22 protein-coding genes are annotated in these 23,142 nt (G+C 71.5%); 16 read left to right on the top strand and 6 right to left on the bottom strand.

The window, feature by feature from the left end; translation table 11 throughout:
* Positions 1–18 precede the first annotated feature (18 nt).
* Together FO059_RS17170 and FO059_RS17165 are read right to left on the bottom strand one after the other, a co-directional pair.
* Positions 19–1,269 (bottom strand): cation:proton antiporter, encoded by a 1,251-nt coding sequence (locus FO059_RS17170; protein ID WP_143910152.1) that lies wholly within the window; start codon positions 1,267–1,269, stop codon positions 19–21.
* Positions 1,270–1,355: 86 nt separating this feature from the next.
* Complete coding sequence (locus FO059_RS17165) at positions 1,356–1,625, bottom strand: hypothetical protein (RefSeq protein ID WP_143910151.1); 270 nt, start codon at positions 1,623–1,625, stop codon at positions 1,356–1,358.
* Between the two features lie 310 nt (positions 1,626–1,935).
* Here FO059_RS17165 and FO059_RS17160 point away from each other — a divergent pair, with 310 nt between their 5' ends.
* From FO059_RS17160 to FO059_RS17150, 3 genes are all read left to right on the top strand, one after another.
* On the top strand, positions 1,936–2,574 hold the full coding sequence (locus tag FO059_RS17160; protein ID WP_143910150.1) for a hypothetical protein: 639 nt from the start codon (positions 1,936–1,938) through the stop codon (positions 2,572–2,574).
* Between the two features lie 159 nt (positions 2,575–2,733).
* Entirely contained in the window at positions 2,734–3,849 is a 1,116-nt protein-coding gene (locus tag FO059_RS17155; RefSeq protein WP_143910149.1) for an LLM class flavin-dependent oxidoreductase, read from the top strand.
* Positions 3,846–4,448 carry an FMN reductase gene (locus tag FO059_RS17150; protein WP_143910148.1) on the top strand — a complete coding sequence of 201 codons (603 nt, stop codon included), beginning with the start codon at positions 3,846–3,848 and terminating at the stop codon, positions 4,446–4,448. Before FO059_RS17155 ends, FO059_RS17150 begins: the two co-directional genes overlap by 4 nt.
* Positions 4,449–4,479: 31 nt before the next feature.
* On the opposite strand, the gene FO059_RS17145 is transcribed toward FO059_RS17150, so the two are convergent.
* Positions 4,480–4,884 (bottom strand): MmcQ/YjbR family DNA-binding protein, encoded by a 405-nt coding sequence (locus FO059_RS17145; protein WP_143910147.1) that lies wholly within the window; start codon positions 4,882–4,884, stop codon positions 4,480–4,482.
* Positions 4,885–4,933: 49 nt separating this feature from the next.
* Between FO059_RS17145 and FO059_RS17140 the strand changes: the two genes are divergently transcribed.
* Both FO059_RS17140 and FO059_RS17135 read left to right on the top strand, forming a co-directional pair.
* The gene (locus tag FO059_RS17140; protein WP_143910146.1) at positions 4,934–5,260 is read left to right on the top strand and encodes a YbjQ family protein; all 327 of its coding nucleotides are present in this window, start codon (positions 4,934–4,936) and stop codon (positions 5,258–5,260) included.
* A gap of 83 nt (positions 5,261–5,343) precedes the next feature.
* Complete coding sequence (locus tag FO059_RS17135; RefSeq protein ID WP_143910145.1) at positions 5,344–5,946, top strand: HAD family hydrolase; 603 nt, start codon at positions 5,344–5,346, stop codon at positions 5,944–5,946.
* Here FO059_RS17135 and FO059_RS17130 read toward each other — a convergent pair.
* Both FO059_RS17130 and FO059_RS17125 read right to left on the bottom strand, forming a co-directional pair.
* Positions 5,936–7,597 (bottom strand): amidohydrolase, encoded by a 1,662-nt coding sequence (locus FO059_RS17130; protein WP_158726368.1) that lies wholly within the window; start codon positions 7,595–7,597, stop codon positions 5,936–5,938. The genes FO059_RS17135 and FO059_RS17130 overlap by 11 nt on opposite strands.
* A 7-nt stretch (positions 7,598–7,604) precedes the next feature.
* Entirely contained in the window at positions 7,605–8,291 is a 687-nt protein-coding gene (locus FO059_RS17125) for a TetR/AcrR family transcriptional regulator (RefSeq protein ID WP_143910143.1), read from the bottom strand.
* Positions 8,292–8,492: 201 nt separating this feature from the next.
* Here FO059_RS17125 and fabG point away from each other — a divergent pair, with 201 nt between their 5' ends.
* The 7 genes from fabG to FO059_RS17090 all read left to right on the top strand — a co-directional run bounded on the left by fabG (position 8,493) and on the right by FO059_RS17090 (position 17,076).
* Positions 8,493–9,248 carry a 3-oxoacyl-ACP reductase FabG gene (fabG, locus tag FO059_RS17120; RefSeq protein WP_143910142.1) on the top strand — a complete coding sequence of 252 codons (756 nt, stop codon included), beginning with the start codon at positions 8,493–8,495 and terminating at the stop codon, positions 9,246–9,248.
* Positions 9,245–11,092: an acyl-CoA dehydrogenase gene (locus FO059_RS17115; RefSeq protein ID WP_233266679.1), complete on the top strand. Its 1,848-nt coding sequence runs from the start codon at positions 9,245–9,247 to the stop codon at positions 11,090–11,092. Before fabG ends, FO059_RS17115 begins: the two co-directional genes overlap by 4 nt.
* Before the next feature lie 61 nt (positions 11,093–11,153).
* The gene (locus FO059_RS17110) at positions 11,154–11,915 is read left to right on the top strand and encodes an SDR family NAD(P)-dependent oxidoreductase (protein ID WP_143910141.1); all 762 of its coding nucleotides are present in this window, start codon (positions 11,154–11,156) and stop codon (positions 11,913–11,915) included.
* A gap of 184 nt (positions 11,916–12,099) precedes the next feature.
* The gene (locus tag FO059_RS17105; RefSeq protein ID WP_143910866.1) at positions 12,100–12,783 is read left to right on the top strand and encodes a TetR/AcrR family transcriptional regulator; all 684 of its coding nucleotides are present in this window, start codon (positions 12,100–12,102) and stop codon (positions 12,781–12,783) included.
* A gap of 23 nt (positions 12,784–12,806) precedes the next feature.
* Positions 12,807–13,628 carry an SDR family oxidoreductase gene (locus tag FO059_RS17100; protein ID WP_143910140.1) on the top strand — a complete coding sequence of 274 codons (822 nt, stop codon included), beginning with the start codon at positions 12,807–12,809 and terminating at the stop codon, positions 13,626–13,628.
* Positions 13,629–13,680: 52 nt separating this feature from the next.
* Positions 13,681–14,913, top strand: coding sequence for an acyl-CoA dehydrogenase family protein (locus FO059_RS17095; protein WP_143910139.1), 1,233 nt, complete (start codon positions 13,681–13,683; stop codon positions 14,911–14,913).
* 87 nt (positions 14,914–15,000) lie between these two features.
* On the top strand, positions 15,001–17,076 hold the full coding sequence (locus FO059_RS17090; RefSeq protein WP_143910138.1) for a 3-hydroxyacyl-CoA dehydrogenase NAD-binding domain-containing protein: 2,076 nt from the start codon (positions 15,001–15,003) through the stop codon (positions 17,074–17,076).
* Positions 17,077–17,155: 79 nt separating this feature from the next.
* Here FO059_RS17090 and FO059_RS17085 read toward each other — a convergent pair whose 3' ends face one another.
* The gene (locus FO059_RS17085; RefSeq protein ID WP_143910137.1) at positions 17,156–18,034 is read right to left on the bottom strand and encodes an endonuclease domain-containing protein; all 879 of its coding nucleotides are present in this window, start codon (positions 18,032–18,034) and stop codon (positions 17,156–17,158) included.
* A 305-nt stretch (positions 18,035–18,339) separates the two neighbouring features.
* On the opposite strand from FO059_RS17085, the gene FO059_RS17080 reads away from it, so the two are divergent.
* From FO059_RS17080 to FO059_RS17065, 4 genes are all read left to right on the top strand, one after another.
* Positions 18,340–20,514 (top strand): heavy metal translocating P-type ATPase, encoded by a 2,175-nt coding sequence (locus FO059_RS17080; protein ID WP_143910136.1) that lies wholly within the window; start codon positions 18,340–18,342, stop codon positions 20,512–20,514.
* A gap of 197 nt (positions 20,515–20,711) precedes the next feature.
* The gene (locus FO059_RS17075) at positions 20,712–22,304 is read left to right on the top strand and encodes a carboxylesterase/lipase family protein (RefSeq protein ID WP_143910135.1); all 1,593 of its coding nucleotides are present in this window, start codon (positions 20,712–20,714) and stop codon (positions 22,302–22,304) included.
* Positions 22,305–22,410: 106 nt separating this feature from the next.
* Positions 22,411–22,716 (top strand): hypothetical protein, encoded by a 306-nt coding sequence (locus tag FO059_RS17070; protein WP_143910134.1) that lies wholly within the window; start codon positions 22,411–22,413, stop codon positions 22,714–22,716.
* On the top strand, positions 22,713–22,946 hold the full coding sequence (locus FO059_RS17065; protein ID WP_143910133.1) for a YlcI/YnfO family protein: 234 nt from the start codon (positions 22,713–22,715) through the stop codon (positions 22,944–22,946). The genes FO059_RS17070 and FO059_RS17065 overlap by 4 nt, the downstream gene beginning before the upstream one ends.
* Positions 22,947–23,142: the final 196 nt, after the last annotated feature.

Below are 23,142 nucleotides of genomic sequence, written 5' to 3'. Positions count from 1 at the left end.
CCGCTCCCCTGGTATTCCTCAGTCCGGCTCCACGACAGGCTCCGCCGTCCCGCCCGCGTACCGTCGCCCGATGATCTTCGCCGCCAGGGGGAACAGCAGCACTGTGGTGGCACCGGCGGCCACCATCGTCGACGCGAGGTCCTCCTCCAGCAGCCCGGTGCGGGTGCCGACCTCGGTGACCGCGACGATGATCGGCAGCCCGGCCGCCGCGTAGAGCCCCAGTTGCACGCGGTCGGCGGCGGTGTCGACGCTGGCGCTGTGGCGGAAGATCCGATCGCTGAGCCACACCGGCAGACCGCGCGCGACGAGGATGATCAGGACGAACACCAGCCAGGTGCCGGGAGCGTCGGCGACCGCCGCCGGGTCGATCCCCATGCCGGAGACCACGAAGAACGCCGGGATGAGCACCCCGTAGCCGATCGCTTCCAGCGGCTCGTCCAGGTCAGGCCGCGCCGCGCCGACCAGCCGACGCAGGATGATGCCCGCCGCGAACGCGCCGAGCACCACATCCAGATCGAACTCGGTGGCGACGGCCATCAGCACCACCAACAGCAGGAATACGACGCGCACCGGCAGCTGCTCGGTGCCGCCCTGCAGAGAATTGAGCATCCGCCCGATCGCCGGGAACCGTTTGGCCAGGTGCTCGGGCACGAGGGCAAGGACGATGGCGGCGACGGCGAAGGTCGCCAGCACCGCGACCGCGGCCCACGCCTGCCGGCCGGTGAGCAGCAGCGCCATCGCGATCACCGGCCCGAACTCGCCGATCGCCCCGTGGGCCATGACCGCCCGGCCGAGCGGCTTGTCCATCTGCCGCTCGGTCTTGAGGATCGGCACCAGGGTGCCCAGCGTGGTGGAGCACATGGCGATGGCCACCGCGATGATCGAGGTGACCGACGTGTCGTCGGTGGCCACCAGCGCGACCAGCCCCAGCGCGATGAGCAGGCTCATCAGCCACGTGGCCCCGGCGACCCGCCCCGTCCTCCCGCGTGTGAGGGCCGGATCCAGCTCGTAGCCGGCGAGCAGGAACAGCATGCCCAGGCCGAGCTCGTTGATCAGCTCCAGACCCCCGGATGACGACGCCAGATCCGCCACGGACGGTCCGATGAGCATCCCCAGCACCAGCAGGAACACGACGCTGGGGACGTATCCGCGGACGGCCCGGGCCAGCAGCGGCGCGGCGACGGCGGCGAGCGCCACCCAGAACAGCGAGACGATGTCCGACGGGCCGGACGCGGCGGCATCCGCGGTGGCGGCCGCCAGCAGGGTCATGCTCGCATCGTGCCACGGCGACTAGTCGGTGCGTGAGCGATTCAGGGTCGACTCGATGCCGTGCGGCCTGCGGGAGGCTTTCGCCATCACCTGCCCTGCATGCAGGCGGCCAACTCCGCTGCCGATATTTCGGGAATCGAGCACACGCGGTGGATCCATCCCTGCTTGCTGTACTCGTCGCGCGTGGTGTCGACGAACAGCGTGATTGAATCGGAATCGGGGTCGGTGAAGAAGTGGTGTTCGATGGGATCGCCGTCCGTTGTCGATCCTTTGACCACATAGCCGGCGCCGTGCGATCGCCTCGAGGCGATCAGGCAATCGGTCGTGGCGGGTGGGAATACGTCGGTGAGCGGCATGGGCGGTTTCTCCAACGTCGCCTCACCACAGCTGGGCAACGCTGCCAATCTGAGGAACTCCGGGGGAGGCGGAGCGTCGGACCCCGACCGGGAGCATCCCGAGGCGAAGAACACGATAGCGAGAACCGCGATCGCCGCGGCGGAACGGGTCATCGTGTCTTTATACCCATCGTGTCCTTGTACCCGAACTCCGCGCTGGCTTCCCGGGGGTTATTCGATGCGATCGGTGCTCGCTGCTCGGCAATATCGACGTTCGCCGCCCGTTTCGTGCATGGATGACGGCCGCCGGTGCAGTGACATGATGAGTCACATGCCGTCCACTCCAGGCTATGAAGGCCGCATCAATTTCGCATTCGCCGATGAACTTCCGCCGTGGATGGTGGCGCAGATTGCGAAAACCGAGGCCGAGCAAGCCGAGAACATGGCACGGAGGCGTGCGCGCAGGGATGTTCCCGAGCATAGGAAGCCGCCCGCCGGCGAGGAGCGAGTCCTGGGCCGCCTCGACGAGCTCGCGTTCCCGCCGGGGCCGCAGTGTGGTGTCGAGTTCGCGCTCCGCGATGTCCGTGTGTGCGATTCCGGGCTGGCTTTCACGTTGACTGCGCGCGGCGACGGCGCCGCGCAGGGGATGCTCGGGGACCGGTGGAATCTCAGTCATCGCATCAAGAACCGCAGTGTGGGCCGGGTGTACTTGGGGGTGATCCTTCCGGACGGCACCGTGGTCAGCAACAAGCGAAGCCACCTGCACGATGCGCCTGAGGATGAAGACCGTACGACCGCGTGGCTTTACGGGGGTTCGTCTCGCAGCAGTTCGACGGAGACGTCGGCGTCCTATTTCTTGAGCCCGTCACTGCCGGTATCGAGCGTGGTGAAGGTGACGATCGCCTACCCGGAGGCGGGGCTGGACATCCCGCTCTCCGTGGACGTCGACTACAGCATGATCGTTCTTTGAGACCCGCCTCCGGCGTTACGTAGTGCGCCGTCGGTCGTCGGCGCGCCCAGCGGGGACACTTCCGGAATATCCGGCCGCCGACCACGGTTACGGTTGGTAGTTGCTCACGCAAATACCTGTACCGTGGGCATCAGAAGCAGGCGATCCGGGAGGTTCCCAGTGCAGTTCGGCATCTTCACCGTCGGCGATGTGACCGCCGACCCCACCACGGGGCGCACCCCCACCGAGCACGAGCGCATCCAGGCGACCGTCGCCATCGCGAAGAAGGCGGAGGAGGTGGGCCTGGACGTCTTCGCGACCGGCGAGCACCACAACCCGCCGTTCGTGCCGTCGTCGCCCACCACCACGCTCGCCTACATCGCGGCGAGCACCGAGCGCATCATGCTCTCTACCTCCACCACGCTGATCACCACCAACGACCCGGTGAAGATCGCCGAGGACTACGCGACCCTGCAGCACCTTGCCGGCGGGCGCGTGGACCTCATGCTGGGTCGCGGCAACCAGGGCATGGTGTACCCGTGGTTCGGACAGGACATCCGGCAGGGCATCCCGCTGGCCGTGGAGAACTACAACCTGCTGCACCGGCTGTGGCGCGAGGACGTGGTGGACTGGAAGGGCCGGTTCCGCACCCCGCTGCAGGGATTCACCTCGACGCCGCGGCCGCTGGACGATGTGCCGCCGTTCGTGTGGCACGGCTCCATCCGCAGCCCCGAGATCGCCGAGCAGGCCGCCTACTACGGCGACGGCTTCTTCCACAACCACATCTTCTGGCCGCCGGAGCACACCAAGCGGATGGTGGAGCTCTACCGTCGCCGCTACGAGCACTACGGGCACGGCGCCGCCGACCAGGCCATCGTGGGCCTCGGCGGGCAGGTGTACATGGCGAAGAACTCGCAGGACGCGATGCGTGAGTTCCGGCCCTACTTCGACAACGCCCCCGTCTACGGCGGAGGCCCGTCGCTGGAGGACTTCTCCGAGCAGACGCCGCTCACCGTGGGCAGCCCGCAGCAGGTGATCGACCGGACGCTGGGCTTCCGCGACTACGTGGGCGACTACCAGCGCCAGATGTTCCTCGTCGACCATGCCGGGCTGCCCCTCAAGGCCGTCCTCGAGCAGCTGGACATGCTGGGCGGGGAAGTGGTGCCGGTGCTGCGCAAGGAGTTCGACGCGCTGCGGCCCGCGCATGTGCCCGAGGCGCCGACGCACGCGTCGCTCGTGGCGGCGCGGGAAGCTGCGGCGGAATCGGCGGACGAGAAGGTGGAGGTGCCGGCATGACCCGCAGGCTGATCGCCGTCTCCGCCGGCCTGTCGGAGCCGTCGAGCACGCGCCTGCTGGCCGACCGGCTGGCGCGCGAATCGGCGGAGGCGCTGAACGGTGGGGAAACGGGCGGCGCCGAGGTCCGCACCGTCGAGCTGCGCGGGCACGCGCACGCCATCGCCGACGCGATGCTCAGCGGATTCCCATCAGGCGCGCTGCGCGAGGTGGTCGACGATGTCGCGGCGGCCGACGGGCTCATCCTCGTCACGCCGACGTTCACCGCGTCCTACAGCGGTCTGTTCAAGTCGTTCATCGACGTCCTCGACCCGGATGCGCTGCAAGGCAAGCCGGTGCTCCTGGGCGCGACCGGCGGCACCGAGCGGCATTCGCTGATGATCGACCACGCGATGCGCCCGCTGATGGCCTACCTGCGCGCCATGCCCGCCCCCACGGGCGTGTATGCGGCGTCGACGGATTGGGGCGCCGCCGGGCTGGACCAGCGGATCGGGCGTGCCGCAGGCGAGTTCGCGGCGATGGTGGCCGGCGGCCCGGTGCGGCAGCCGGTGCGCGACGGCTTCGCCGACCCGGTGCCGTTCGCGGAGCTGCTGGGCGGGTGACGGGACTTGACCGGCCCGGAGTGCCGGCCGGTCATCCGCGCCCGTCGAGCTCCCGGATGAGCTTGGCGGGCGCGGTCATCCGGTACGACATGTCCAGCAGCTCGGCCACCTCGTCCCAATCGACGGGCGGCGCGTCGCCGGGCGCGAGGTCGATGCCTATCCAGCCGTACGGGGCCATGTACTTGGGCTCGTAGTAGCGCGGGTGCTGGAGCAGCGCCGGAAACTCGCCCTCGTCGGGCTTGACCAGGATCGACTGCGGGAACCGCCGGCCGTCGCCGGCGCGGAGGGAGCCGCTGTAGGTGGCGAAGACCTTGACCGTGAAGAAATTGGGGCGGCCGTGCGAGATCTTCTCCGCCGCCCCCGGCAGTGCCAGCGCGACGGCGCGCACGCGGGCCAGCACGGGATCGCCGTCGTCGAACATGATCGGGTGCGGCATGCCGCCAGAGTATCCGATACCCGTCCGTGCGGAGAGTAGTCTGCGCCACATGATCATCGTCACGACCAACGACGTGCCCGGCTCCACCATCACCCGCACCATCGGCGAGTGCTTCGGTCTGACCGTCCGTTCGCGGCACGTCGGCTCGAACATCGGCGCCGGGCTCAAGTCCCTCGCGGGCGGCGAGCTCAAGGGGATCACCAAGCTGCTGCACGAGGCGCGGGAGGAGGCTCTGGTGCGCCTGTCCGCCGAGGCCGAGAAGCGCGGGGCCAACGCCGTGGTGGCCTTCCGTTTCGAGACCAACGAATACGAGTCCTCGGGGGTCGAGGTGTGCGCGTACGGCACCGCGGTGGTCGTCGACGCGCCCGTGCAGTGACCGGCGTTGCCGGGGACCGGGCCGACGCTTCCGAGAATGAGGCAGACGCCGCCGGGGACCAGGCGGGGGCGAGGGTGTGTGCGGTGCTCGTCGACTTCGGCGGCGTGCTCACCACCAGCGTCCTGGACTCGTTCCGGGCCTTCGGAGCGGGGTTCGGGCAGCCTGACCTGCCCGCGCGGTTGCTCTCCACCGATGACGTCTCGCGTGGGCTGATCTCCGATCACGAGAAGGGCGTCATCGCCGCCGGCGAGTTCGAGGCGCGATTCGCCGAGCGCCTGCGCGCGCACGGTGCGGAGGTGGCGGCGCACGGGTTGCAGGCGGGGCTCATGGCGGGGCTCCGGCCCGACGAGCAGATGCTGGGCCTGGTGGCCGGGCTGCGGAAGGCCGGGGTGCCGGTGGCACTGGTCTCCAACGCGTTCGGCCACGACTGCTATGCGGGCGTCGACCTGGATTCGATCGCCGATGTGGTCGTGATCTCCTCGGACCTCGGCGTGCGCAAGCCCTCGCGCAAGATGTACGCCGTCGCATGCGAGCGGTTGGGCGTCGCTCCCGAGCAGGCGGTGATGGTCGACGACCTGCAGCAGAACCTCGACGGCGCGGCCCGCCTGGGCATCGCCGGCGTGCTGCACACCGCAGCCGACGACACACGGCGGCAACTCGCCGAGCGGTTCGGGCTCACCGCCTGACGGGTGCACCGCCGGTGACCTGCCGGCCGGCCACCCAGGTGCCCAGGACCCGGATCGCGCCGATCCCACCCGGGTCGACGCGCGTCGGGTCGTCGCTGAGCAAGACGAAGTCGGCGAGCTTGCCCGGCTCGATGGAGCCCGCCTCGTGCTCGGAGTGCAGCTGCCACGCCGCGTGGATCGTCTGTGCGCGGATCGCCTCGCGCACCGAGACGCCGTACTCCGCGCCCAGCACCATCCCGTTGCGCGTGGTGCGGTCGATGGCCGTCTGCATGTTGAGCAGCGGGTTCTCCGGGGTGACCGGCGGGTCGTTGTGCAGCGAGAACCGCATGCCGCACTCCTCGGCGGCGCCGGCGGGCACCCACGCGTCGGCGCGCTCGCCGAAGAACTCGCGCAGCACCTCGCCGTAGTAGTGGATGTGCGCGGGGAAGAACGAGATCGTCACGCCCAGACCGTGCGCGTGGCGCACCTGCTCCGGGGTGATGCTTCCGCAGTGCTCCATGCGCAGGCGGAACTCCGTGCCGGGGTTCTCGCCCAGCACCGTCTCGTACACGTCCAGCACCTCGTCCACGGCGACGTCGCCGTGGACGTGACAGGCGACCTGCCAGCCCTGGACCATGTACCGCCGGCACAGCTCCAGCAGCTGCTCGGACGTGTAGTTACTGCAGCCCCGGTGGCCCTCGGAGACGCCGATGACGTCCGCGGCGTGGCCGCCCTGATAGGTGAAGCTGGTGGCGATGTTGCCGACCCACGGCGAGCCGTCGCTCCAGATCTTCACGCCCACCGGGCGGAAGAACGGGTCGGTCTCCTCCGCGCGGGGGATCGTGTCGCGGATGCCGGAGATCTCGTAGGACCGCATGCGCACGGGGGCGGTGCCCGCCGCGAAGTACTCGCGCACCGTCGACTCGGCGGCGGGGCTGAAGGCGAGGTCGCCGGTCATCGTCACGCCGGCCGCGGCGGAGATCCGCAACGCCGCCTCGAGCCGCGGGCCGAACTCCCCCTGTGGCACCAGGCGGCCCGGGCCCATGATGACGCCGGCGGCGGGGTATTCGCGCCCCTCGCCGGTGGGCTCGCCGTCGGCGTCCCGCACGTAGACGGAACCGGCCGGGTCGGGGGTGTCGCGGGTGATGCCCAGGCGCTCCATCGCGGCGTCGTTGGCCCATGCGGCGTGGCCCGAATAGTGCATGACCGACAGGGGGACGCGGGGCGAGAGCTCGGTGAGCAGTGCGCGGGACAGCGTCGGCAGGTCGGAGAGCAGCAGCGGATCCCAGCCCGAGGCCGCCACCCAGCCGTCGGACGGCGCCGCGTCGACCGCCGCGCGCAGCTTCGTCAGCACGGCCTCCGCCGTGGGGCACACCGAGGCGCGCAGGTCCACGGAATCGGGACCCGCCATCACCATCTCGCCGGTGGGGTGGCCGTGCGCCTCGATGAAGCCGGGGAGCAGGGCGGCCCCGGCCAGGTCGACGGTCTCGGTGTGCGGCCCGGCAAGGGCGAGGACCTCCGCGCGCGTGCCCACCCGCAGGATGCGCCCGCCGGCGACGGCCACCGCCTCGGCCGTGGAGAAGTCCTCGTCGACGGTGAGGACCGTGCCGCCGGTGAACACGGTGTCCGCGGTCGCCGTGCCGTCGTGGGATGCAGCTCGGTTGTCGGTCATCCCGCCATCATCCGCCAGGGGATTCCCCGACGGAATGCGCATTCCCGGAGTGCGGGTCGGCCCCGACGATCCGCAGCGCCATCGCGGCGTAGCTCTGCGCGACGTGCTCGGGGCTCCACCGGCCGTGCGAGCGGAACCACCGGGCGATGTCGATGCCCAGCGACAGCAGCGCCACCGCGGCGAACTCGGGATCGGGAACATCGAAATCCCCGGACGCCACGCCCCGTTCGACGATGGTGCGGAACTCGTGCTCGATGGTGCGGCGCAGCTCCCGGATCTCGGCGAAGTGCTCGGGGGTGAGCGCGGCCAGCTCGTAGTTGACGATGCGCGCCCGCGTCCGCGTGCGGGCGTGCTGCAGGGCGAAATCGTGCATCACCGCGCACAGGACCTCTGCGGGGTCGTCTTCCGATGCGGCCGCGGCGCGCACGGTGCGCAGGGTCTCCTCGTGGCCGGCTCGCGAAATCTGGTACAGCAGTTCTTCTTTGGAGCTGTGGTGCACGTACAGGGCGGCGGGGCTCATGCCGGCCGCCGACGCGATGTCCCGGGTGGTGGTGCCGTTGAAGCCCTTCTCAGCGAAAGCGGCGGTGGCGGCCTCGGCCAGCCGGGCGCGGGTGACCCGTGCGCGGTCGTCGGCCGTGCGGTCCTGTGCGTGCCCGCCATGCGTCGCCCGGGCGGACACTGCATCGTCGCTCATCGCGGTTCCTCTCCGGTCTCTCGTCGTCTGCGGGTCTTGACTCGGCGCATGGTGTAGGTCACTATAACTCTAAGCAAGCGCTTAGTAACCATCTGTCCGGCGGATCGCGATGCGGATCACCGCGATCCCTCCACCGGCCGTGAGGCGGCGCCTCCGTCTGCAAGGGCCGATCGCGGGCCGGCACACCACAGGAGGAACCGCATGAACGACACCAGGATCGCCATCGTCACCGGCGCGGCCCGGGGCATCGGCGCCGGCGTGGCCGAGCGGCTGGCGGCGGACGGCTACGCGGTAGCAGTTCTGGACCTCGACGAGGCCGCCTGCAAAAAGGTGGTGGCCCGGATCGAGGCGGCGGGCGGCCGCGCACTGGCCGTGGGGGCGGACGTCTCCGACGAGGCCGCCGTCGCCGCCGCGGTCGACAGGGTGGCCGCCGAACTCGGCGCGCCCTCCGTCCTGGTCAACAACGCGGGAATCATCCGCGACAACATGCTGTTCAAGATGAGCGTCGACGACTGGGACTCGGTGCTGGCCGTGCACCTGCGCGGCGCCTTCCTCATGACCCGCGCCGCGCAGGCGCACATGACCAAGGCCGGCTGGGGGCGCATCATCAACCTGTCCAGCACGTCGGCATTGGGCAACCGCGGCCAGGTCAACTACTCCGCCGCGAAGGCCGGCATGCAGGGTTTCACCAAGACCCTCGCGCTGGAGCTGGGCAAGTTCGGGGTGACGGCCAACGCCATCGCGCCCGGGTTCATCGAGACCGAGATGACGCAGGCGACGGCCGAGCGCATCGGGGTGCCTTTCGAGCAGTTCAAGGAGGGCATCGCCAAGGAGACCCCGGTGGGCCGCATCGGCATGCCCGCGGACATTGCGCACGCGGTGTCGTTCTTCGCGAGCGAGGGCGCCGGGTACGTTTCCGGCCAGGTGCTCTACGTGGCGGGAGGGCCCAAGGCGTGACCGGAACCGCCGCCCGCCCGCTGTCCCGCGAGGACCTCGCGTTCCTGCTCTACGAGTGGCTGGACGTCGAAACCCTCACGGCCCGCCGCCGTTTCGCGGAGCATTCGAGGGAGACGTTCGACGCGGTCCTCGAGTTGTCCGAGGACATGGCGATGAGCCTGTTCGCGCCGCACAACAAGCTCTCCGACGCCCACGAGCCGCGCATGCGCCCCGACGGCACCGTCGAGACGATCCCGGAGATCAAGAAGGCGCTCGACGCGTTCTCCGCGGCGGGGCTGATCGCCGGTTCGTTCGACGAGGAACTCGGCGGGATGCAGCTGCCGACCGTCGTCGCGCGCGCCTCCACCGCCTGGTTCCAGGCGGCGAACGTCTCCACGTCGGGCTATCCGTTCCTCACCATTGGCAACGCGAATCTGCTTGCAGCGCATGGCTCCCCGGCACAGGTCGACACGTTCGTGCGGCCGATGCTCGCCGGACGCTGGTTCGGCACCATGTGCCTGTCGGAGCCGCAGGCGGGCTCGTCCCTGGCCGACGTGACCACCAAGGCGGTCAAGGACGACGGCCCGGAGCCGGATCGGTACCGCCTGTCCGGCACCAAGATGTGGATCTCCGGGGGCGACCACGAGCTGACCGAGAACATCGTGCACCTCGTGCTGGCCAAGGTGCCGGGCGCGCCGGACGGCGTCAAGGGGATCTCGCTGTTCATCGTGCCCAAATACGTGCCGGAGGGCGGGGTCGCCACGGACGCCGAGCGCGGCGGCGCGGCCCGGCGGGGTGAACGCAACGACGTGGTCCTGGTGGGCCTCAACCACAAGATGGGCAACCGGGGCACCACCAACACGTTGCTCCAGTTCGGCGACGGCACGTACGCGCCGGGCGGCCGGGCGGGCGCGGTGGGATACCTGGTGGGCGAGGCGAACAAGGGTCTCGCCTACATGTTCCACATGATGAACGAGGCGCGCATCGGGGTCGGTTTCGGGGCAGTGGCGCTGGGATACGCCGGCTACCTGGCCTCGCTGGAGTACGCACGCAACCGCACCCAGGGCCGCCGGCCCGGCGAGAAGGACCCGTCGGCGCCGCCCGTGGCGCTGATCGAGCACGCCGACGTGCGGCGGATGCTGCTGGCGCAGAAGGCGTATGCGGAGGGCGCGCTGGCGCTGGGGCTCTACTGCTCCAAGCTCGTCGACGAGCAGCACACGGCGGACGACGACGCGGAGCGCGCTCGCACCACGCTGCTGCTCGACGTGCTCACCCCCATCGCGAAGAGCTGGCCCAGCCAGTGGTGCCTGCAGGCGAACAGCCTCGCCATCCAGGTGCTCGGCGGATACGGGTACACCCGCGACTACGACGTCGAGCAGTACTACCGGGACAACCGGCTCAACCCCATCCACGAGGGCACGCACGGCATTCAGGGCCTGGACCTGCTGGGCCGCAAGATGATCATGCAGGGCGGCGCCGGGCTGGTGCTGCTGGCGCAGACCATCGCCGCCACGGCCGAGCGGGGACGCGCCGCCGGCGGGGAAGCGGCCGGCCATGCCGCGGAGTTGTCCGCCGCGGTGGAACGGCTCGCCGAGGTCACCGGCACGCTGTGGGCCGACGGAGACGCGCAGGTGGCACTCGCCAACTCGTCGATCTACCTGGAGGCCGCGGGGCACGTCGTGATCGCGTGGATGTGGCTCGAACAGCTGCTCGCCGCCGAGGGCAAGGACGGCGCCTTCTACGAGGGCAAGCGCGCGGCGGCCCGCTACTTCTATCGCTACGAGCTGCCGCGCACCGGCCCGCAGCTCGACCTGCTGGCGCGCCGCGATCGCACCACGGTGGACCTCGATCCGGCCTGGTTGTGAGCCCGGCCGGGCCGGTCCATTGCCAATCCCGCACTTCCCGCACCTCTGAGGAGACTTCATCATGACCGTTCTCGACAGGTTCCGGCTCGACGGCCGCGTCGCCATCGTCACCGGCGCGTCATCGGGCCTCGGCGTCGCGTTCGCGCGCGGCTTCGCCGAGGCGGGTGCCGACGTGGTGCTCGCCGCCCGTCGCGCCGACAAGCTCGAAGACACCGCCGAGCTGGTGCGCGCCGCCGGCCGCACTGCGCTGTGCGTGGCCACCGACGTGGCCGATCCGGCCGCCTGCCAGGCCATGGCGGACGCGGCGATGGCGGAGTTCGGCCGCATCGACGTGCTGGTCAACAACGCGGGCATCGGCACCGCGGTCCCCGCCACGAAGGAGACACCCGAGGAGTTCCGGCGGGTCGTCGACATCAACCTGTCCGGCTCGTACTGGGCCGCGCAGGCGTGCGGGCGGGTGATGGAGCCGGGCAGCGCCATCGTCAACATCGCCAGCGTCCTGGGCCTCACCACGGCGGGGCTGCCGCAGGCGGCGTATTCGGCGAGCAAGTCCGGGGTCATCGGGCTGACCCGCGACCTGGCCCAGCAGTGGGGCGGGCGCAAGGGCGTCCGCGTCAACGCCATCGCGCCGGGATTCTTCGCATCGGAGATGACCGACACCTACCAGCCGGGGTACCTGGAGGAGATGCGAAAGCGCATCGTCCTGGGCCGCATGGGCGATCCCGAGGAACTCGCGGCCACCGCAGTGTGGTTGGCATCCGACGCCGCCGGTTACGTTCTGGGCCAGACGATCCCCGTCGACGGCGGTGTGACGATCACCTAGGAGACGCCGCCGCGCCGCTGCTCGGCCGGCGAAACCAGTGGCACCAGTTGGAATTGACGTCAAGTTCAAGTATAAAGAGGGCATGAGTCACACCCGGTCCCGGAACGCCGTCGAGGACGGCCACGACGGTGGCGGCACGACGGGGCGCGGGGGTCCCGGGCACGACGACGTCGAGCCGCCCTCGATGGCCGCGCCGGAGCTGCTGCGTGAACCGCCCGTCACCGAGCGCGGGGCACGGACCCGCGCCGCGCTCATCACCGCCGCCCGCACCGTGTTCGAGAGGTCCGGATACCTGGACACCCGCCTCACCGACATCACGCGGGAGGCCCACTGTTCGACGGGCTCGTTCTACACCTACTTCAAGAACAAGGAGGAGGTGTTCGCTGCGGTCCTCGAGCAGGCGCAGGACGAGATGCTGCACCCCGGCATGGGCCGCGTGGCCGACCCGGACGACGCCTACGCGGTGCTCGAGGCCAGCAACCGTGCCTACCTCGAGGCCTACCGCCGCAACGCGGAACTGATGGTGCTGATGGAGCAGGTGGCGGGCATCGACCCCGCCTTCCGGGAGCTGCGGAACCGCCGCGGCGAGGTGTTCATCGCCCGCAACGCGCGCGCCATCGCCGACCTGCAACGGCGCGGGGTCGCGGACCCCGGGCTCGATCCGATGCTGGCCTCGCGGGCGCTGTCGAGCATGGTCAGTCGGCTGGCCTTCCTCATGATCGGGCACGGCGAGGGCGTCCAGGCGGACGGACCGCGGGACGGCGTCGACCCCGAGACCTTCGAGCAGATCGTCGACACCGTGACCCGCATCTGGGCCAACGGGCTGCGGATGCCGCCGCGGCGCGCGCACGCACCCACGGACAGCTGACGAACACCACGAGAGGACCGGGCGTGAAGATCCAGGGCAGGACGGCCGTCGTCACCGGCGGCGGCGGGGGTATCGGGTCGGCTGTCGCGAGGGGGCTGGTGCACCGGGGGGCCCGCGTCGTCGTCGCGGACCTCGACGATGCCGCGGCGGAACGGGTGGCCGCGGAGATCGACTCCGCCCACCCGGGCACCGCGGTCGCCGAGGGCGGCGACGTCGCCCGCACCGAGGTGATCGAACGACTCATCGCGCGCGCCGCGGCGGAGTTCGGCCCGGTGGACATGTACTTCGCGAACGCGGGCATCGCCGGTGCGCCCGGCCTGGACCTGTCGGAGGACCAGTGGGACCAGGTGCTGGACGTCAACCTGCGCGCCCACATCCGTGCGGCACGGCTGCTGGTGCCGGGGTGGGCGGAACGCGGCGACGGCTGCTTCGTGTCCACCGCGTCGGCGGCCGGCCTGCTCACGCAGATCGGTTCCGCGGGCTACTCGGTGAGCAAGCATGCGGCGGTGGGGTTCGCCGAGTGGCTCGCCGTCACGTACGGCGGCAGCGGCGTGCACGTGAGCTGCCTGTGCCCGATGGGCGTCGAGACAGCACTGTTGCGCGAGGGGGAACGCTCCGGAGGCCGCCTGGGCGCCGCCGCCACCCGCGCCGTCACCAGCGCGGGCGAGGTGCTCACCCCGGCGACGGTCGCGGCCGGGGTGCTGGCGGCCGTCGAGGAGGAGCGGTTCCTCATCCTCCCGCACCCGGAGGTGCTGGACATGTACCGGCGCAAGGGATCCGATTACGACAGGTGGCTTCGCGGCATGCAGCGCTACCAGGAATCGCTGCTGGACGGTGAGAGCTGAGCGGAAACCCGTCCCGCCGCACGCCCCAACCCATCCACCGTCAGGAGCGACAATGCCGATGTTCGACATCTCCGAACGCGCCGAACGGATCCGCGCGGACCTGCTCGAGTTCATGGACACCCACGTCTACCCGGCCGAGCCGGTGTACGAGCAGCAGATGCGCGAGTCCGGCGACCCGCACTTCCACCCGCCGATCATCGAGGAGCTCAAGGCGGAGGCCCGCCGCCGCGGCCTGTGGAACCTCTTCCACCCGCACCCGTCGTCGGGCGTGGGACTGACCAACCTCGAATACGCGCCGCTCGCGGAGGTCATGGGCCGCAGCCCGCACCTGGCGCCGGAGGCGTGCAACTGCAACGCGCCCGACACCGGCAACATGGAGGTGCTCGAGCTCTTCGGCACCGACGAGCACAAGGCGAAGTACCTGGCGCCGCTGCTGGACGGCACCATGCGCTCGGCGTTCGCGATGACCGAGCCCGCCGTGGCCAGCTCGGACGCCACCAACATCGAGATGTCCATGGTGCGCGAGGGCGAGGGTGCGGACGCGGTCTACGTCCTCAACGGCCGCAAGTGGTTCGCGTCCAACGCCCTGCACAAGAACTGCAAGGTCATGATCGTCATGGGCAAGACCGACCCGTCGGCCCAGGTGCACCGCCAGCAGTCGATGATGGTCGTGCCCATCGACGCCCCCGGCGTGACCGTCCTGCGCGGGCTTCCCGTGTACGGATACCAGGACCGTGAGGGGCACGCGGAGATCGACTTCGCCGACGTGCGGGTGCCCGCCGAGGACGTTCTCAAGGGCGAGGGCGAGGGCTTCGCGATCAGCCAGGCGCGCCTGGGGCCCGGCCGCATCCACCACTGCATGCGCATGGTCGGCATGGCCGAGCGCGCCCTGGACCTGCTGTGCGAGCGGGCGCTGCACCGCGTCACCTTCGGCAAGCCCATCGCGGAGAACGCCAACATCCAGGACTGGATCGCCGAGGCACGCATCGAGATCGAGATGGTCCGCCTGCTCACCCTCAAGGCCGCGCACATGATGGACACGGTGGGCAACAAGGCGGCCCGCACCGAGATCGCCGCCATCAAGGTGGCGGCGCCGCAGATGGCGCTCAAGGTGCTCGACCGCGCGGTGCAGGTGCACGGCGCCGGCGGCGTCACCGACGACTTCCCGCTGGCGCGCACCTGGGCGGGCGTACGCACCCTGCGGCTGGCCGACGGCCCCGACGAGGTGCACAAACGAGCCATCGCCCGCCAGGAGCTGCGCAGGCACCGGGAGCCGCGCGCGTGACCGGCCGGGCGCGGTCACGGGGCGACTGAGCAGCAGGGGGACGGGGACGCAGGGGCCGCAGGCCCACGAATCGAGAAAGGCACGCACATGAGCACCGAGTACTCCACCGACGGGGACGTCGCCGTCATTCGCATGACGAATCCGCCGGTCAACGGCCTGGGGCACGCGCTGCGCGAGGGCATCGCGGACGGGCTCGACCGCGCCGAGGCGGACGACGCCGTCCGCGCCGTCGTCATCACCGGGTCGAACGGCTTCTTCTCCGCGGGCGCCGACATCACCGAGTTCGGCAGCGACAAGGCCACGGCTCCGCCCAACCTGTCGGCGCTGATCGGGCGCATCGAGGACTCCGCGAAGCCCGTGGTCGCCGCCATCGACGGCACCGCGTTTGGCGGCGGACTGGAACTGGCGCTGGGCGCGCACCACCGGGTGGCCTCCGCATCGTCCAAGATCGGGCTGCCCGAGGTGAATCTGGGGCTCATCCCCGGCGCCGGCGGCACCCAGCGGCTGCCGCGGCTGCTCGACCCGGCAGTGGTCGCCGAGATCGTCGCCACCGGGGCGCCCCGCACCGCGGCCGCCGTCGCCCGGCTCGACGGCCAGCAACTGTTCGACAAGGTCGTGGACGATCCCGCCGACGTGGTGCAGGCCGCGGTGGAGCTGGCCCGCTCGGTGGCCGGCGCCGCGACCGTGCGCACGCGCGACCGCGCACCGGCCGCCGGCGGCGACCTGGACGCGGCGGCGGCCAAGGTGCTCCGCCGCGCCCGCGGGCAGGAGGCCCCCGCCGTGGGCGTGGATCTGGTGCGCACCGCGCTGACCACCGGCTTCGACGAGGGCAAGGCGGCGGAATCCGCGGCCTTCGGCCGGCTCGTCACCGGCGGGCAGTCGGCGGCGCTGCGCTACGCGTTCTTCGCCGAGCGGGCCGCCCGCAAGATCCCCGGCATCGACGCGTCCACGGCGCCGCGCACGGTGGAGCGTGTGGGCGTGGTGGGCGCCGGCACGATGGGCGGCGGCATCGCCATGAACTTCCTCAACGCCGGGATCCCGGTGACGATCCTCGAGATGGCGCAGGACGCGCTGGACCGCGGGCTGGCCACCATCCGGCGCAACTACCAGGCGCAGGTGGACAAGGGCAAGCTCTCCGCCGACACGCTCGAGCGGCGCATGGGACTGCTCACGCCCAGCATGCAGTACTCCGACCTGGCCACGGCCGACCTCGTCATCGAGGCCGTGTTCGAGGACATGGAGGTGAAGAAGCAAGTGTTCACCCGCCTCGACGAGGTGGCCAAGCCGGGCGCGGTGCTCGCCTCGAACACCTCCACGCTGGACGTCGACAGGATCGCGCAGTTCACCGACCGCCCGGGCGACGTGCTGGGCATGCACTTCTTCAGCCCCGCCAACGTGATGGCGCTGCTCGAGGTGGTGCGCGGCGAGAAGACGGCCGACGACGTGCTGGTCACCGCGTTGGACCTGGGCAAGCGCGTGGGCAAGACGCCCGTGGTGTCGGGGGTGTGCGACGGGTTCATCGGCAACCGCATGCTGCACAAGTACCGCGACGCCGCCATGACGCTGCTGCGCGCGGGCGCCACCCCGCACCAGGTGGACAAGGCCATCGAGGGGTTCGGCTTCGCCATGGGGCCGTTCCGCATGCAGGACCTCGCCGGCGGCGACATCGGCTGGGCCGTGCGCAAGCGCCAGTACGCGGAGAACCCGGACATGCCGCGCGACGAGATCGCCGACGAGCTGTGCGAGATGGGCCGCTACGGGCAGAAGACCGGCGCGGGGTGGTACGACTACGAATCCGGCAGCCGCGCACCGAAGGTCAGCACCGTGGTGCACGAGCTGCTCGAGCGCTTCCACCACCGGCACGGCACCGACAAGCAGGAGTTCTCCGAGGAGGAGATCGTCCAGCGGCTGGTGTTCGCGCTCACCGACGAGGGGGCGCGGATCCTCGACGAGGGCATCGCGCTGCGGGCCTCCGACATCGACCTGGTCTACCTGGCCGGGTACGGGTTCCCCCGGTACCGGGGCGGGCCCATGTTCTACGCCGACCGGGTGGGACTGCCGGCCGTCGTGGAGAAGCTGCGCGGGTTCCACGCCGGAGACGAGGGCTGGGAGCCGGCGCCGCTGCTGGTGCGGCGGGCGCAGGAGGGTGCGAGCCTGACGTAGCACCTGCGCGAGCAAGCGGATTCGGCACATCACAGCTCGAAGACGTGCCGAATCCGCTTGCTCGGCGGGGCCGGTCCTTTCACACGCCCGCGCCGGCCTTTCGGAGCGCCGCCCGCAGTTGCTCCAGCACCCGCGGCATGGCGCCCCGCAGGTGCGGCGCGCGCACCCGGATGACTGTGTATCCCGCGTCGGTGAGGTCGTTCCACCGGGTGATGTCGCGGTCGCGCTGCCGGACGGTGGAGTGCGCGCCGTCGCCGTCGTACTCGAAGATCACCCGGTACTGCGGCCAGCACATGTCGACGCGGGCGAGGAAGGCGCCGTCGGCGTCGCGGATGTCGACCTGGGCCTCGGGGCGGGGGAGCCCGGCGGCGACGACGGCCATGCGCGCCCGCGTCTCCCACACGGACTCGGCGCCCTCGTCGGATGCCTCGACGGCCGCGGCCGCCTGCGCGACGCCGCGGAAACCGGGATGCTCGGCCACGTACTCGGCGAGCCCGCGGCGGGTGAGCCCGGTGGCCTGATAGATCTGGTCGATCACCTCGACGTTCGCGGGATACGGCATCCGGCGCGCCACGTCGAACGCGGTGCGGGCGGGCGAGGTGACGGCCATGCCCCGCACCCGCTGCACGTCCTCGGGGTCGAGGCGGTCCTGGTGCACGTGCAGCCAGCCGTACCGCGGCGCGAGGTGGCAGGGCGCGGCGCGGATGCAGCAGGCGTGCGTGTGGTCGCCCAGGTAGTGCGCGCCCAGGACCGCCGCCGCGGACACCTCGGCCAGCACCGCGCGTCCCCGCGACCACAACCACACCGCCCGGGCGCGCTGCAGCGGGGTCAGCGCCGCCGCGGTGTGCAGGTACACGCCGGGCAGGATCCGCCGGTGCTGCTCTGCCAGGCGCCGCCGGGAGACGGCCCCGGATGCCAGCGCCTCGGTGCCCCGGAACGGCGCGTCGTCGATGTCCACGGCCCCGAGCATGGCCGACCGGCCTGGCGGCGCTCCCTCTGCCGGCTCGCTGCGACCTGGGGAAATGCAGAATCCTGTGGAGAGCGGTGGCGGTTGTGGACGACCGCTCCGGCACTCGCGATCCGCGTGCGCCGAGCAAGCATTCTCTGCCGGTTTCGGCGCCCCCGCGTACAGAATCCGCTTGCTCGGCGCCGGCTGCCGCCCTCTTGACGAACCCCCGCGCATGGGTTACCAATGGAGTCGATGTCATATACCCTATGGGGGTATCAAAACGGCGGGGCGCGACACGGACGAGGTGGAGCACGATGAACGGACACGAGGCGGGGCACCACGGCCACGCCGGCACTGCGGCACACGGGGACCACCGACAGCACGACGAGCATGCCGAGCACTCTGACAACTCCGGCCACGCCGGCCACGGATCCCACGGATCCCAATCCCACGCCGGCCACGGCGCGGGCGGCCACGCCGACCATGTCGCCCAGTTCCGCCGCCTGTTCTGGTTCAATCTGGTGCTGGCGGTGCCGGTGGTGGCGTTCTCCGGGGCGTTCGCGCACTTGATCGGCTATCACCTGCCGGGCGGCGTCGGCTGGATCGCGCCCGTGCTGGGCACCGTCATGTACGTCTGGGGCGGACGCCCGTTCCTCACCGGAGGCTGGGACGAGTTGCGCAAGCGGCAGCCCGGCATGATGCTGCTCATCTCGCTGGGCATCACCGTGGCGTTCCTGTCGTCGTGGGGCGCGACGCTGTCGATCCTCGACTCGGGCCTGGAGTTCTGGTGGGAGCTGGCGCTGCTGGTGGTGATCATGCTGCTGGGCCACTGGATCGAGATGCGCTCGCTCGCCGGCACCACCTCGGCCCTGGAGTCGCTGGCGTCGCTGCTGCCCGACGAGGCCGAGCGGGTGGACCCCGACACCGGCGAGGCCACCGCCGTCGACCCGGCCGACCTGAGCGTGGGCGACGTCGTCCTGGTGCGCCCCGGCGGCGGCGTCCCCGTCGACGGCGCGGTGATCGACGGCTCCGCGCACGTGGACGAGTCGATGATCACCGGCGAGTCCCGCCCCGTCCGCCGCGGCGTGGGCGACACGGTGGTGGCGGGCACGGTGGCCACCGACTCGGGCCTGCGCCTGCGCGTCACGGCCACGGGCGACGACACGGCGCTCTCCGGCATCCGGCGGCTGGTCGAGGAGGCGCAGGGGTCGTCGTCGCGGGCCCAGCGCATCGCGGACCGGGCGGCGGCGCTGCTGTTCTGGTTCGCTCTGGGCGCGGCGGTGCTCACGGCGATCGCGTGGGCGGTCGCGGGGTCGGGGGATGACGCGGTGGTCCGGGTGATCACGGTCCTCGTCATCGCCTGCCCGCACGCCCTGGGCCTGGCGATCCCGCTGGTGGTGGCCATCGCCACCGAGCGGGCGGCGCGCGCCGGGGTGCTGGTGAAGGACCGGCTGGCGCTGGAGCGCATGCGGTCGGTGGACGTGGTGGTGTTCGACAAGACGGGCACGCTCACCGAGGGCGAGCCGGAGGTCACCGGCCTGATCGCCGTCGACGAGGGCGGCGAGCAGCGGGTGCTGGCGCTGGCCGCGGCCGCCGAGTCGCCCAGCGAGCACCCGTTGGCCCGGGCGATCGTGCGCCGCGCCGAGGCGGACGGCGTCGCGGTGCCCGGCGCGGCGGAGTTCTCGTCGTCGCCTGCGGTGGGTGTGACGGCTCTGGTCGACGGCGCCGAGGTGCGTGTGGGAGGTCCGCACCTGCTGGGCGAGGCCGGGCGCGACCCGCTCGACGGCACCCGGCGGTGGCGCGACCACGGTGACACGGTGCTGCACGTACTGCGCGGCGGCGAGGTGATCGGCGCCATCGCGGTGGCCGACGCGGTGCGGCCGCAGTCGCAGCCCGCGGTGGATGCGCTGCACCGCGCGGGCGTGGAGGTCGTGATGATCACCGGCGACGCAGAGTCGGTGGCCCGCAGCGTGGCCGACGACCTGGGCATCGACGGCGTCTTCGCGGGCGTGCGGCCGGAGGACAAGGCGGCCCGCGTGAAGGGGCTGCAGGACGACGGCCGCGTGGTGGCCATGGTGGGCGACGGGGTCAACGACGCCCCCGCACTGGCACAGGCCGACGTCGGGATCGCGATCGGCGCGGGCACCGACGTGGCGATCGGCTCGGCCGGGGTGGTCCTGGCCGGCGACGACCCGCGCGCGGTGCTGTCGGTGATCGCGCTCTCGCGCGCCGGGTACCGCAAGATGAAGCAGAACCTGTGGTGGGCGGCCGGCTACAACCTGGTCAGCGTGCCGCTGGCCGCCGGGGTGCTGGCGCCGATCGGGTTCACGATGCCGATGTCGGTGGGCGCGGTGCTCATGTCGCTGTCCACGGTGGTGGTGGCGCTCAACGCGCAGCTGCTGCGCCGGCTCGACCTGGACCCGGCCACGGTGGCGGGCGCGGTGCGGGCCGACGAGGAGCGGGTGCCGGCGGCCGTCGCCGCGCGGTGACCGCCCCGTCCCGGCCGACGGTGCGCCGTCCGCGCGCCGAGCAAGCGTTCTCCGCACGTTCCGGGCGCCGCGGTGACAGTTTTCGCCTGGTCGGCGCGCTCCCCCGGCGCGCTCCCTCACCTGCGCCGCCGATTCGGGGCCGGACGCCGCCCGCGCTGCCTAGGCTGCCGGTGAGGGGGCGCGGAGCGGAGGTACGCATGGACGTGGTGGTGGAAACGGCGGCGGGCGCGGTGCGCGGCGTGCGCGGTGCACAGCACGGACATACGCAGCACGGAGACGAGCAGGCGCAGGTCACCGTGTTCAAGGGCATCCCGTTCGCGGCCCCGCCGTACGGGGAGAACCGGTTCGCGCCGCCGCGGCCGGTGGTGCCGTGGGAGGGCGTGCGCGACGCGCTGGACTACGGGCCCACCCCGCCGAAGCCGCCGTACCGCGCGCCCATCGACACGTTGCTGCCGGAGCCGTCGATTCCCGGCGAGGACGTCCTCAACCTCAACGTGTGGACGCCGCACACCGGCTCGGTGGGGCTGCCGGTGCTCGTGTGGATCCACGGCGGCGCCTTCGTCAACGGCACCGGGGCGGTGCCGTTATATGACGGGTCGGCGTTCGCGCGCAGCGGCGTGGTGTGCGTGACGGTGAACTACCGGCTGGGGGCCGAGGGGTTCGCCCTGCTGCCGGACGCCCCGGGCATCGCGCCGGCCAACCGTGGGCTGCTCGACCAGGTTGCGGCGCTGGAGTGGGTGCGCGACAACATCGCCGCGTTCGGCGGCGACCCGCGCCGGGTGACGGTGGCGGGCGAGTCGGCCGGGGCGATGAGCGTGACCGCGCTGATGGCGATGCCCGCGGCGGACGGGCTGTTCCAGCGGGCCATCACGCAGAGCGGCGCCGGGCATCACGCCATGCGCCCGGAGACGGCGCGCACCATCACCTCGGCGCTGGCCGAGTCGCTGGGGGTGGCGGCGACGGCGGAGGGGCTGGGCGCGGTGCCGATCGAGGAGTTCATCGCCGCGCAGCGCGCGCTGTCCGAGCGGATCGCCGCGCAGCCCGATCCGACCCGGTGGGGCGAGGCGGCGGTGGACGGGATGGCGTTTGAACCGTGCGTCGACGGGAGCGTCCTGCCCGGGCGCCCCATCGACCGGATCGCGGCCGGCGCGGGGGCGTCCGTCGGGCTGCTCACCGGCACGAACGCCGACGAGTTCACGCTGTTCACGGTGCCGTTCGGGTTGGACGCCGCGATGACGGAGGCCGGCGTGCGGGGGCTGGCCGCGTCGCTGGGGCTGGACGCCGACGAGGCGGTGGGCGCCTACGCGGCCGCCGGACCGGCCCTGCCGGAGGAGCAGCGGGCGGGGGCGCTGTTCATGGCGTTGATGCGGGACGTGTTCTTCCGCATCCCCGCGATCCGGGTTGCGGAGGCGCGCGCGGCGCACGGCGCGGGGAGCTTCGTGTACGAGTTCGGTTGGAGGTCGCCGGAGCTCGGCGGGCGGCTGGGTGCGGCCCACGCGATGGAGCTCGGCTTCGTATTCGACACGCTCGCCCACCCCGACGCGCGTCCCATGACCGGGCCGACCCCGCCGCAGCACCTGGCCGACGTGATGCACGGGGCATGGGTGCGGTTCATCGAGTCCGGGCACCCGGGCTGGGACGAGTACGGCGCCCGGCGCACGGTGCGCATGTTCGGACATGACAGCGCAGGCGGCGGGGCCGGCGACGGCGGAGAGGCGGCCGACGGCGGACCGGCGGTGGTGGACGATCCCGGGGCATCGACCCGCGTGCTGTGGGAGGGGCGGCGGTAGGGGATTCCGCTCCGGGGTCTGCGCACAGACGGGCCCGTCGAAGTTCGACGGAGTACGGTGAACTTCGAGGGGAGCAGAACGTACTCGTTTGTATTACACTTTGGGTGTGGGTGAACTCTTCGATCCGAACCGGCTCGATGACGAGGATCCGTTCGAGATCGACGTTCAGGCCGCACACCTGTTCAAGCACCCGCGCCTGGGTGTCGACGACATCGCCGACGTGTGGGCGACCGATCCGTTGTTCTATCCGGCGAAGCCACCCGCGCACTGGCTAATGTGCGCCGAGGTGGCAGGGACGGTGCTCGTCGTTCCCCTGGCCCCGGCGCGGTCGGGCGATCCCCGCCGCTGCCGCCCCATCGGGTGCTACCAAGCCTCACGCAACCTCGCCGACCAGTATCGGAGGGACCGATGACCACCAAGCCGATGACTCCAGAGCAGGAATACGACTTCTACGCGCAGCCGGAAAACCAAAAGCCCCAAGGCCCGGCGGTGCGTCGCCGGCCCCGGCTGTCGGATCCGGTGCCGGTGCGGTTTCCGCCCGAGTTGCTCGAGCAGATCCGCCGTGCCGCCGAGGCCGACGACCGTTCAGTATCAGCGTGGCTGCGCCGCGCCGCCGAACACGAACTGCGCCGCCCCGCCTGACCAATCACGCAGAAGGGCCAGGAGTATGTGCAACGGCCCTCTGGAGTGCGATGAAGCCGGCTGCTGCTACCGGCCGATCGCTTCCTGCCCCCACAGGACGCCGGTCGTTCCCCCGGTTGCGGGCGCCTCCTGGCCGGCCCGTCCGGGGTGCGACGGTGATTTCGCGGGCGGAGTCCGCGGTATTCGGGCGCACGAC

It is taken from the genome of Tomitella fengzijianii (assembly GCF_007559025.1).
Classification (GTDB): Bacteria; Actinomycetota; Actinomycetes; order Mycobacteriales; family Mycobacteriaceae; genus Tomitella; species Tomitella fengzijianii.
The sequence above is the reverse complement of the archived record's forward strand: the minus strand, read 5'-3'. Positions and strand labels throughout refer to the sequence as shown.